The sequence below is a fragment of the Ruminococcus sp. genome (genome assembly GCF_017650195.1).
GTDB lineage: Bacteria > Bacillota > Clostridia > Oscillospirales > Ruminococcaceae > Ruminococcus.
Genome location: NZ_JAGCFH010000172.1, coordinates 1 through 12,346, shown reverse-complemented (window position 1 = coordinate 12,346; position 12,346 = coordinate 1). Strand labels below are relative to the sequence as shown.

The following is a 12,346-nucleotide window of genomic DNA, read 5'->3' as shown; positions in this document are numbered from 1 at the left end:
TCCTCGAGTATCTGGCTCTGTACTGTCTTTCCGTCGATCTTTACCTCCCAGCCGGGCTCGTAGGGAATCGAGGTCATGAGTATTTCACCGTCTGATGCGTCAACATCGCCTATAAGGTATCTGTCGTTGGTCTTGCTCATATCGAGGTTCCAGGAGTTGTCCTGAAGCTTCGCAATGTCTTCTTTAAATGCTTCCTCGTCGAGGTAGTAGAAGTTGAAACCAGCGTTCTTTCTTACCATCATATATTCGTTGCTTCCGGTATACTGACCGTGATCGCCTGTAGGCGGTATGGTAAGTCTGATCTCGACCTCGTCTCCCTCTTCGAATGGACCCATTCTTACGATAGGCGATGAATTGGTATTGAAGTAGGTGCCATAGCCATCATAGTTGGTGGTTCCGGACTTCTGTCCCTTATATATGCCGTCGCTGTCCTTTACGCCGACCCATACGTTGACCTGCTTTCTCATTTCCGAGCCGAGGTGCATATAGATGTTTCCGGACTTGGGAACAGTAACGTCAACGTTTACAACTGCGTCGTCAACGCCTGCAAAGGCTTCGTAGCAGTCATGGATAGTGCCATTGTTGTTGTAGTCGTGGAGGTATACCTTTGTATCGTCGTACTTTACGGTATAGTCAAACGGAACGTAGTACTGTCTCGGTGTGAGGTTTGCAAAGTCTGTTGTGCTTCCTGCCATAGCGCTGAGGAAGTTGTTTAGACTGTTGAAGGGATTGTCGTTACCGAGTGCCGTGAGTTTGAGGATATCTGCATTTGCCATATATCCGATGCCGAGTGCGTTGGGATTCTCGTAGATATCCATAGAAGCAGGTACGTCGTGATCCTTTTTGTACTCGGCTGAGAAGAAGTATTTATAAGAGGAATCGAGCATCTCACTTCCAGTGGGACGTCTGTTCTTGTCGTCAAGGACGTACTTTATGCCGAGTATCGAATCTGCAACAGGGTTACAGCCCTCGTACTTGGACTCGAAGCTCTGAGTGAAGTAACCCATTGTTTCTATGAAGGTGATAGCTCTTGAGTTCATTACCGAGCTGGAGTGAGATATACCTTTAAGACCGTAGGCGAGATCGTCGTTTACCATTCGGTTGAAGGTCTTTTCCGCGCGGTAGAAGCCTCCGTCGCGCTTTTCAAGCTCCTTTACGACGTTGGGAGCTGTCATTATATCTGTGTATGTGCTGCGGTCGGAGTTTCCGACTTCCTTGAATATCTTTCTGAAGGAGTCATAGCAGTTGTAGCCTGTTTCAAAGAATATGAGACAAGCCATTGCCACAGTTATGGCGTTCCTTGCCTTTGAGGTCTTGGAATGGCTGTACCAGTAAACGCCTATAAGGTATATCGCGCCGAGTATAAGCCCAAATGCAATAGTTCCGAGCCAGAGCTCTTCCCACGAATCTGAGCCGCGGTTCATCTTGTCCTTGTAGGGGAGGATGGCTACATAAGGGTATTTTTCCTGACTGTAGTTGAATTTCTTCATCATAGCGCAGAATAACAGCGTCAGGATACCGATAACAGATGCCGATATGCCCGTACTGAGCGCGGACAGCTTATAGCCCTCCAGGTGTGAGAAGATGTCTGCTGCCATTGATACGAATACAAATGAGAGCAGGAAGGAATATCTGTAGGGGAGCCAGTTAGGATCCTGACCACCGTGCCACATCATGTTTATGGGCTTTACGTACATACTGAAAAGGAGTACGAAGGAAAGGAGACCGTAGCCAATCTTCTTGTTTACCTTTATCTTCTTGTTCATGAAGAACAGAGGTATAAGCACGAATGTGAGCACACCGCAGTATATCTCAGGACGTCCATAGTAGCGTGTGCCCTCGTCAACGTTTACGGAGTAGTACTGGTTTGGCAGCAGACACGGTATCAGTTCGAGGGGATTGAACATTGCCTTGTAGCTGTAGTCGGGCTGTGAAAAGTCGAACTTACCCAGTGCAAGAGCGTTGTATACCGGCAGTATCATTATAAGGCTGCACATCAGGACTACCGCCGTGGATATGCCCATTCTTACGAATACCTTGAAATATTCAGTTATGTCCTTGAATTTCCTGTTTGTTCCGAAGAATACATAGTAGAAGAAGTAAAGGGCAATGAAAAAGGCTATCATGTAGCCGATATAGAAGTTGGCGATGAACATCAGCGCTGTGGGTATGATGTAGTTTATCTTCCGTCCGTCATCTACAAGGTATTCCACACCGAGTATTATCAGCGGCAGAAATACTGGTCCGTCGATCCACATGGGGTCTATGAGCTGGATAACGACGTAAGCCATCATAGCATACATAGTGGAGAACATGACAGACTGGAGCGGTCTCAGCTTCTTGGACTTCTGCGCGTATACACAGAAGGTGAGACCTGCTGTACCGACCTTTGTCATCTGCATTATCATTACGCTTTCGAGTATCATCTTTCTCGGAAGCAGCATAACTATAAGGGTAAATGGGCTGGCAAGATAGTATCCTATGATACCCATGAAGCCTCCGGAAAGGTTTCTGCTCCAGCTGTAGAAAATGCTTCCGTCACCCCAGAATGCATCTCTTAGTGCTTCAAAGTAGTAAATATACTGACCGTTGAGGTCAAGAGTCAGGACCGAGCGTTCGCCAAATGGATAAACATCAAAACCAATGTATGACACGAATGTCAGAAGAAATGGTATCAGGAATGAAGCGATATACACATAGGGCTTCATTTTTCTGCCGTTCTTCTCGGCTATGATGTCTGCGGCTGTAACGGCTGGCTTGGTACTGCCGATCTTGTTGCGGGCAGCACTGTTCTTGGACTTTGTGCCCGTAGCTTTTGACTTAGCCAATTTTGTTCCTCCTTTTGATTCGGGCGCATTTAGCCATAATACCCGATTTTATACTATTTTTTATTATACTACAAATATTTATCTTTTGCAATAGAAAATTGCTCCTCGGAAGGAAAATTTTTAAATACGTGAAAATTTTTGGAAATACCTGAGAGTTTTGACTGTATGATACGTATAATATAGGGGAAGTATTTTTTATGTCACTATATACATTAATAAATATTAATTAAGAACAATTTCACGAAAAGCATTGACGTTTGTTGTACAAAGTGCTATAATTAAATCATTGTTGGTCCGTGAACGGACTTTCAGTATAAAAACTGGTTATAAGGAGATTTAATAAAGTGGGAAAATATTTTGGAACTGACGGATTCAGAGGAACAGCAAACGAAAACCTTACAGCAGATCACGCCTACAGAGTAGGACGTTTTCTGGGCTGGTACTACGGGGAACTCAAAAGAAGAAACGGTGATGACAGCGCTGCGCGTATAGTTATAGGAAAGGATACACGCCGTTCGAGCTATATGTTCGAATACTCGCTGGTAGGCGGTCTTACCGCTTCCGGTGCGGACGCATACCTTCTCCACGTTACTACTACGCCATCTGTCGCATATATATCAAGAGTTGACAGCTTTGACTGCGGTATCATGATCTCAGCAAGCCACAACCCTTACTATGACAACGGTATAAAGCTCATTAACGGTCAGGGCGAGAAAATGGAGGACGAGGTGATAGACCTCGTTGAAGCTTACCTTGACGGCAAGCTTGAGGCTTTTGGTCAGAAGTGGGAGGAGGTTCCCTTTGCTCACGGCGAGAAAATAGGCAAGAGTGTTGACTACGTATCAGGAAGAAACCGCTATCTCGGTTATCTTATATCCCTTGGAATGTACTCGTTCAGAGGAATGAAGATAGGTCTTGACTGTGCTAATGGCGCAGCATGGAATATAGCAAAATCAGTATTTGAAGCTCTCGGCGCTGAGACCTACGTTATCAACGCTGAGCCTACAGGTATAAATATCAACAACAATGCGGGCTCCACACATATTGAGGGACTCCAGAAATTCGTAGTGGAGAAGGGGCTGGACGCAGGCTTTGCTTATGACGGCGATGCTGACAGATGCCTCTGCGTGGACGAAAAGGGCAATGTTATCACAGGCGACCATATCCTTTACATATACGGAAGATATATGAAGGAGCGCGGAAAGCTCATAAACAATACAGTGGTTACTACAGTAATGTCCAACTTCGGTCTTTACAGAGCCTTCGACGAGATAGGCGTTGACTACGCAAAGACTGCTGTAGGCGACAAATATGTATATGAATACATGAAGGAGCACGGCTGCTGCATCGGCGGCGAACAGTCGGGACATATCATATTCTCCAAGTATGCCTCTACAGGCGACGGTATCCTCACCAGCCTCAAGATAATGCAGGTAATAATGTCGCGCCAGAAGAAACTCAGCGAGCTTGCTGCTCCATTTACGGTATATCCTCAGGTCCTTGAAAATGTTAAGGTAAAGGACAAGGCTGCTGCTCAGGCAGACTCCGATGTACGTGCAGAGGTGGACAAGGTCGCAGCAGAGCTTGGCGATTCAGGAAGAATACTCGTCCGCGAGAGCGGTACAGAGCCTCTTGTAAGAGTCATGGTAGAGGCTGAGGACGAGGCTGTATGCCGCAGCTGCGTTGACAGAGTCGTTGATGTTATAAAAGCAAAAGGTCATATGGCATAAGCAGAGGCGAGACATTAATGTTAGATACCGGGAGGTGCGGTTTGGTGAAAACAAGCCTGTTTCCGGAAATTTTATCCTGCTATTGACGTTGTATTCCTTTAGTGATATAATTATCTTTACGGCATATTCTGTCGTAATCTGACTAAATGTATAATAAATCGGAGGTTAAAATGGCTAAGAATAATGGACGTGATCTCAATATCACGATCAAGAATCAGGAAGATGAGGATAGGGTCATTATATCCTTTTCGTCTGTCTTCAGGCAGCTTAAGAGATTTCTCGTTTTATGGATAGTTCTGGCGATAATAGCCGGTATTGCTGTTTTTTCGTTATCAGCACTTAAAACTTTCTCAAGCAGCTATCCTGCACAGGCTATCATAAGCTTTACCTATGATGGAATAGAGCAGGGTCTCGATCCCAAAAAGGGCGGAAAGTTCGACATAGAGACCGTGAAGAGCCCCAAGGTCATAGAAATGGCTCTTACAGAAATGGGCATCGACCTTGAAATGTTGGAAAGTGTAAGATCCAACATCAGGTTCCAGTATATAATACCTCAGGACGCTTATGATAAGTTCAAGGTTTACAACAGTGTAATGGATAAGGCTTCAAGCGGTGTTCTCTCGGCAGCACAGGAAATGCTTGATGTTAAGTATTATCCTACAAAGTATACTGTTATATTTGATTATGGCAATGCTGGCTTTGACAAGATTACCGGTGCAGAGCTGCTCAATACTCTCCTTGAATGCTACGGCGATTACTTCTATCAGCTCTACGGCTTCAACAAGCCTCTCGGAGCAGCAGTTACTGCTGTTGATACGGATAGCTACGATTATGCTCAGCAGGTTGACCTTTATAAGGATTCGCTTAGAGAATTGAGGAGCTACCTTAACGATCTTGACGAGGAAGATAATACAGCATTCCGTTCGAGTGTAACAGGCTATACCTTTAATGATCTTTCCGAGTATGCAAAGACAGTTACCAGCATTGATCTTGACAGGATATCATCTTATATCGCTGTAAACAATGTTACAAAGAACAAGGATTCAGCCATTGCTTACTATGATTACAGGATAGAGAATTTAAGCCGCGAGAAGGAAGAGTATGAGGAGCGCGTAAGGGCCCTTGACGCTTCCATTGATAAGTATATAAAGGATCAGATCACTGTATACGGCGAGACAGCCGACGTGGAGTCTACAGTTCATTCGGAACAGTATGACGCAATGTTCAAGCAGAAGACTACCGTTGAAGCATTACTTGCACAGACAAAGCAGGATATAAAGTTCTACGAGTCAAGACGTGACGCACTCAAGTCCAACAAGTCAAGCTCAAAGGCTAATATTGAAAAGACAGAGGCCGATCTCGCAGCTCTCAACAAGAAGGTGAACGATATTGTTGACCTTACTGAAAAGACTGCAAATGATTATTTTGAGAACGTTCAGTTTGCTAATGCTTATACAGTTCTTGCTCCTGCAACAAAATCTGCTTCAGCAAGTTTAGGTGAAGCTGTAAGCAATTCGTTAAAGTTTATAATTGTTTTTGAAATGCTAATATTTGCCGTTTATCTTGCAATTGCATTTATTTCAGCAATTCTGAACGATAATAAGAAAAAGGCTGTAAGAGTTGATGGCGGTGACGATGATGATGACGATCTTGAGGACGTTATCGAGGCTGTTGAGGAAGCTGCCGAAAAAGCAGATGAAAAGAATATAAAGAAGTCAAAGAAGAAGTAAGGCTAAATTATAGCTGTATTATGCCACAGTATCTCTTTCTGAGGGATACTGCGGCATTTTTTATGCGATATGACGAATGGATGTAGTGTTATGTTAAATCCACGTTAAACTATTGAGGAAATCATTGACTCAATGACACAAAATGCTATAATATAATCAGAAGGGAAAATAAAAGTATAAGAAAGAAGAAAGACAGACAGGAGAAAAGTATGGAAGAATTCTCTATTTTTAACATTTTCACCCTGCTCGGCGGACTTGCCTTTTTCCTCTACGGAATGAATGTAATGTCAACAGGTCTTGAAAAGCTTACAGGCGGCAAACTCGAGGTCGCACTGAAAAAAATGACTTCAAACAAGCTTAAGGCTATACTCCTAGGTATGGGAGTAACTATCGCCATACAGTCCTCATCGGCTATGACGGTAATGCTGGTAGGCTTTGTAAACTCAGGCATAATGTCTCTTGAACAAACTGTTGGTGTATGCTTTGGCTCAAATATCGGTACTACCTTTACTGCATGGATACTCTGCCTTGACGGTATCAAGGACTCGGGAGAGGGCGGTATAGTTAGCTTTATACTTAGGTTGCTGAAGCCTGTATCCTTCTCACCGCTTATAGCACTGGCAGGAGTTATCCTTATAATGTTTGCAAAAAAGAACAAGAAAAAGGACGTAGGACGTATACTCGTGGGCTTTGCAGTACTAATGACAGGTATGGCTCTAATGTCGGATTCAGTTGATCCTCTTGCAAATTCTCCGGATTTCCAGAGGATACTCACAGCCTTCCATAATCCAGTGCTCGGCGTTGTGGTCGGAACTGTATTCACCGGTATCATACAGAGCTCGGCAGGCTCTATAGGTATATTACAGGCTTTCTCAAAGACAGGCGGACTTACATGGGGTATGTCTCTCCCCATAATAATGGGCTGCAATATTGGTACCTGCGTTACGGCTCTGCTTTCTACTATGGGCGTGAGCAAGGATGCAAAGAGAGTTGCATGGACACATATCATCATAAAGATAATTGGAACTCTCGTGCTACTGCCGATAATAATGATACTCCAGAACGTTGCTGATCTCAGTATTATGAGTAAGACTGTAGGATACGTGGGCATCGCGGTTATGCATACTATATTCAACATCGCTACCACAGTTATGTTCATGCCATTCACAAAGCAGCTTGTTGCACTCTCAAAGATAGTCGTAAGGGATGGTAAGGAAGAAGTCAAGGATCCTAGAAGAACTCTCACAGGTTTGGACGAGATTCTTCTTAAAACCCCTGCCGTAGCTGTTCATACCTGTATCTCGGCTACAAATCAGATGGCTGAACTTACAAGGGAGACCATAATCAAGGCAATGAAACTTCTGAAAGGATACGACGAGGAAGCCTGTGACCTAATAATCGAAAATGAGGACATCATCGACGGATATGAGGACAAGATTAACAGCTATCTTGTGAAATTATCAAAGGCAAGTATTACAGGAGCCGACAGCCGAAGTGTATCAAAGATGATGCACTGCGTCGGAAATTTCGAGCGCATTTCCGACCATGCGGTAAATCTTGTGGAATCGGTTCAGGAAATGCACGAAAAGGGCATAAGCTTCTCTGAGGAGTGTATAAACGAGATAATAGTAATAACTGACGCTATCTGCGAGAATGTCAACAAGTCGTTTGACGCTTATGTGAACAACGATTTGAAGATAGCCCATAAAGTAGAGCCGCTTGAGGAGGTAGTGGACAATCTCAGCACTGAGCTCAAAAACAGACATATCCGCAGATTGCAGAACGACGAATGTACAGTCGAGCTGGGATATATCTTCCAGGACGTTCTTACTAACCTTGAACGTGTGTCCGATCACTGCTCCAATATCGCTGGCTGCCTTATCGAGACGGACGAAAAGACCAATCTTCATGCTTATCTTCACGATGTCAAGGAGAACGACGAGGCTTTCAGAAACGAATACCGCGATTACGCCGAGGATTATTTCCGCAGGCTGGGCGGTCAGGAAGTTAATATATAAAAAGCTTCTTAACTTTAATAATAAAGCCCGAAAGAGGTTCAACCGAACCACTTTCGGGCTTGTTTTTATCAGTAGGGCATCTGGAATTTTCCGGCCTTCCATACGCTGTCGCTTCCGATGACTGCTGAGAATTCATCGGTCTCTGTGTGAGCACCCTCGCCGTAATCGCTTCCGTCGTAGTAATTCTCCACTGTGAAAACGATCTCGTCATCGCTTCTGGACTTTATTCCTGTTACCTTTGAGCCAGTATAGTAGATATCCGTGCCCTTTGAGCCGCAGTAGGCATATACTCCGCCGTCGCTCTCGACGAATATCTCTGAGAGCTCCTTGTTGGGATAGCGGTCGCTGAATACCTTATAATAAGCCTTTTCAACGTCTGCAAAGGTCTTTATACTGCTGTCGGATATGTGATAGTAGCGCCAGTTGAAATCTCCTGTTTCAATGAAGCTGTCGTCAGTCTTGAAGGGACAGCCGACTATAAAGTTCCATTCTGTGCGGCAGGCTGAATCAAAGAGGGCCTGTGCAGCCTGTATGAGAACACGTTCCTCTGAGTTGCTGCTGTCCTCCTTGAATACTACAGCTCCGTCAGAGTTGTACTCAAAGGCTCCACCGCCGAGTGGGTCCGGCTGAGTTGTTACCACAGGCGGTGTAGTGGTAGATCTTGCAGCCGTAGTAGTAACGGGAGCAGTAGTTGCGTCCTCTGTGTCAGACTCGGTCACAGAGGTAGTTTTTTCGCTGTCCGGCTTTGAGGGAGCTTTTCCTGTCTTTTCTCCCATGCAGGATACCGACGCTGATGCAAGAGCCAGCGCGATAAGCGTTATTGCTATTCTTTTCATTATATATCCTCCTGTTCGTCATCGTCAATAACAAAATCAATGGTGCCGTCGCTTACATTTACGGCGGCGCAGACCACTTGAACGGTCTGTCCGAGAGTATAGGATATCCCTGTAAATCTCTCGGTAAGGGATACGGGCTCGGTGTAGTCGTACTCGCCCTCTGGAAGGCTCCTGATATGTACAAGTCCCTCAACTGTATTCGGTAGCTCGGCATAGAAGCCGAACTCGGTCACTCCTGATATCTTGGCGGTGAAGCTCTCACCGATATGAGCCTTCATATACTCCGCTTTGTAGCAGTCTTCGCACTCGCGCTCGATAGTTACAGCGCGTATCTCCGCAGCTGAGGAGCGGTCGGCGGCATTCACGGCAAAGCCGGCATAGCGCTTGCTGAGCCAGTCACTGTTGTAGCCTGCAAGTATATCCGTGATTATCCGGTGTATAGCAAGGTCTGGATAACGGCGTATAGGCGAGGTGAAGTGGGCGTAATCCTCAAGGACGAGCCCGAAATGTCCGAGAGGCTCGGGGGAGTATTTTGCCTTTGCCATTGAGCGCAGAACCAGCATATTAACAGCCTCGAACTTGTCCGTGCCCCTTGCGCTTTCCAGTATCTTGGCTGCGTGTATCGGCTTGAACTCGCTAAAATGAGGGCACTCAAAGCCGTATTTCGGCAGTATCTCATGGAGCGCCTCAGTCTTGGCTTCCGGCGGAGCTTCGTGTATACGGTAAACGAAGGGCACCTTCTTCTCTTTGGCGAGCTTTGCGGCGGCTTCGTTTGCAGTGAGCATGAACTCTTCTATTATACGTTCGGACTTTCCGCGCTCACGGGGCATGACGTCGTAGCATATACCGTCTTCGCCTATGAGCAGCTTACTCTCATTAGTCTCTATCTCCGGAGCGCTGCGGAGCTTCTTCCTTGCTATGAGTTTGTCCGCAAGCTCGTTCATAAGCATTATACTGCTGCGTACTTCCTTGTACTTCTGGGCAATATCGTCGTTTTCACTGCCGTCGAGGATATGGTTTATTTCAGAATATACGCCCTTTACACGGGAGCGTATCACGCTTTTGCAGAAGCGGTAGGAGAGCATAGCGCCCTCCTTGTCAAGCTCCATGAAAGCAGAGAGTGTGAGCCTGTCCTCATTGGGATTGAGGGAGCAGATACCGTTTGACAGCTCCTGAGGGAGCATGGGGATCACTTTATCCGCGTAGTATATGCTCGTACCACGGAGAAGAGCCTCCTTGTCTAAGGCGCTGTTGCCTTTTACATAGTGGGAAACGTCGGCGATATGCACGCCGAGGCAGTAGCCCTTACGCGTTTTTTGCAGTGATACAGCGTCGTCGAGATCCTTGGACTCTGCGCTGTCAATGGTGAATATTGTCATATCGCGTAGATCCTCGCGGTTGTTGACTGAGTACTCCTGTACTCCTCCCTCAGATATCTTCCGTGCTTCTTTCAGCACCTCTTCCGGGAAGGCTGTGGGAGCGCCGTGTATTACGAGTATTGAAGCAGCTGAGGAAGCCGCATACTCCGAGCTTCCGAAAACGAGGGTTATCTTTACTTTGTGCTCAGCGTGGCGCCTACCGCGGTAGACTATTTCCGCAAGGACCTTATCGCCGTTTTCAAAAGGGATGCTTTCCTCTCGGACTATTATTATATGATTCCGTGAAGCAGTATCGGGAACGAGGTAGGGCCTGCCGTCCTCGTACTCTATCTTTCCGGTGAGCTGAGAGCTGCCAAATTCAAGTATATCAAGTATCTCTCCCTCCGGCTCTCCAGAACGTGAGGCAATAGGGGATATGAGTACCCTGTCGTTGGGCATTGCACCAAGCATACATTTTCCGGGAATGAAGTACTCTGTGCCGTCGTCAGTGACTGCGAAGCCGAAGGTGCGGCTGAGCCTTGTAACCATGCCTGGATACACGTTTATGCGTGAGCAGAGAGCGGCCTTCATGCCCTTTTTCATCATTACTACACCTTCTGTACGGAGTTCGGAAAAGGCTGCAGTGAAGTTCTCTCTGCCTGCTTTTTTTGTTCTGCACTTCGATTCAAGCTCGCTTAAGGGCATAGACTTTTTTCCATAGGCTTTTAGGAAGGTGACTATCTTGTTTCTGTAGCTTTCAACTGTAGCCGCCGAGCTGCGTTTTTTCTCCGATTGTTTCTTTTTTGGTTTTTCTGCCATTTCATTCTCCTTAGTTTCGGCAATAAAAGTAAAGCCCCATGACCGCGGTCACAGGGCAGTTTTTTTACTTCTCGAAGATCGGTATGATGTTTACTGCAAGAACAGCCACAAAAAGGAGTATTGAAAGAGTTCTTGTGATCTTTGCAAGTATGGCCTCTTTAGTCCTGCCCTCGTTCTTACCGTAAAAAGAATCTGCGCTTGCGCCTGTAAGTGCTGCAGTCATGCTGTCCTGTGACTTCTGCTCCTGTGGAAGGCAGAGGATAATAACGATAAGGCTGATGACGAGTATTGCTACACCGCCGATGATCTCTAAAGTTGACATAAAAGATTACCTCCGAATAATTAAGTATGATTTACGGCATAAGCCGAAATATTTCAATTAGCTTTAATATTATATCACAGTTGGGACGGTTTTGCAAGAGTTTAATTCGAAAAAGCAGAATAAAAAAAGCGTGTAAAATTGTTGAAATCATACAAGTTTATGAAAAAAGGAACAAAAAAAGCAGCTCCTCAGGGAGCTGCTTTTGAATGTCATCAAATAACGTCGATCGGGAATCCGCTGATATTGCCGAGAAGCTTCATCTGGATAGCGAGAGCGTCGTTAGTGGAAACGCCGTTGCCCTTCTGGTGAACGTCAGCGTTAATCCAGCCCTGCTCTGTGATGTGGAGGTTTGAAGTACCATTCACACCGTACTTGTCAGGGTTTGCAAGAGCCTGCATGATGAGAACTGCGTCTGCGAGGTCAACAGTTCCGTCGCAGTTAGAGTCACCCAGCATTGAAGCCTTAGGCTGTGTGGAAGTAGTTGTAGTAGTTGTAGTAGTTGTAGTAGTGGTAGTTGGTGTGGTTGTAGTAGTTGTGGTTGTTGTAGTAGTTGTTGTGGTAGTTGTTGTATTGTTGCTGCTGCCTGAACCACTCTTGTGGAGAACTATCTTTTCGATAGTAACATCGTCGTCGTGAGGCCACCAAACCATAGCCTTGATGTTAGCGCCTGCATTTGAAGGAATAGTATAATCAATAGCTACAGTC

At 45.7% G+C, this 12,346-nt stretch carries 7 protein-coding genes and 1 pseudogene; 3 read left to right on the top strand and 5 right to left on the bottom strand.

The window, feature by feature from the left end; all coding sequences use genetic code 11:
• On the bottom strand, positions 1–2,828 hold a 2,828-nt coding region (locus tag J6U00_RS08060; RefSeq protein ID WP_296580853.1), incomplete at its 3' end, for a YfhO family protein.
• A 344-nt stretch (positions 2,829–3,172) separates the two neighbouring features.
• On the opposite strand from J6U00_RS08060, the gene glmM reads away from it, so the two are divergent.
• The 3 genes from glmM (at position 3,173) to J6U00_RS08045 (ending at position 8,306) form a co-directional block, all read left to right on the top strand.
• Positions 3,173–4,558: a phosphoglucosamine mutase gene (glmM, locus tag J6U00_RS08055; RefSeq protein ID WP_296580851.1), complete on the top strand. Its 1,386-nt coding sequence runs from the start codon at positions 3,173–3,175 to the stop codon at positions 4,556–4,558.
• A gap of 170 nt (positions 4,559–4,728) precedes the next feature.
• Positions 4,729–6,288 (top strand): lipopolysaccharide biosynthesis protein, encoded by a 1,560-nt coding sequence (locus tag J6U00_RS08050; RefSeq protein ID WP_296580849.1) that lies wholly within the window; start codon positions 4,729–4,731, stop codon positions 6,286–6,288.
• Positions 6,289–6,497: 209 nt separating this feature from the next.
• Positions 6,498–8,306 (top strand): Na/Pi cotransporter family protein, encoded by a 1,809-nt coding sequence (locus J6U00_RS08045; RefSeq protein WP_296580846.1) that lies wholly within the window; start codon positions 6,498–6,500, stop codon positions 8,304–8,306.
• A gap of 68 nt (positions 8,307–8,374) precedes the next feature.
• On the opposite strand, the gene J6U00_RS08040 is transcribed toward J6U00_RS08045, so the two are convergent.
• The 4 genes and pseudogenes from J6U00_RS08040 to J6U00_RS08025 form a co-directional block, all read right to left on the bottom strand.
• Positions 8,375–9,142 (bottom strand): hypothetical protein, encoded by a 768-nt coding sequence (locus tag J6U00_RS08040; protein ID WP_296580843.1) that lies wholly within the window; start codon positions 9,140–9,142, stop codon positions 8,375–8,377.
• Complete coding sequence (rnr, locus tag J6U00_RS08035) at positions 9,142–11,319, bottom strand: ribonuclease R (RefSeq protein WP_296580840.1); 2,178 nt, start codon at positions 11,317–11,319, stop codon at positions 9,142–9,144. The genes J6U00_RS08040 and rnr overlap by 1 nt, the downstream gene beginning before the upstream one ends.
• 64 nt (positions 11,320–11,383) lie before the next feature.
• On the bottom strand, positions 11,384–11,641 hold the full coding sequence (gene secG / locus J6U00_RS08030; RefSeq protein WP_296580837.1) for a preprotein translocase subunit SecG: 258 nt from the start codon (positions 11,639–11,641) through the stop codon (positions 11,384–11,386).
• 212 nt (positions 11,642–11,853) lie between these two features.
• A pseudogene (locus tag J6U00_RS08025) lies at positions 11,854–12,346 on the bottom strand (hypothetical protein); the annotation flags it as partial.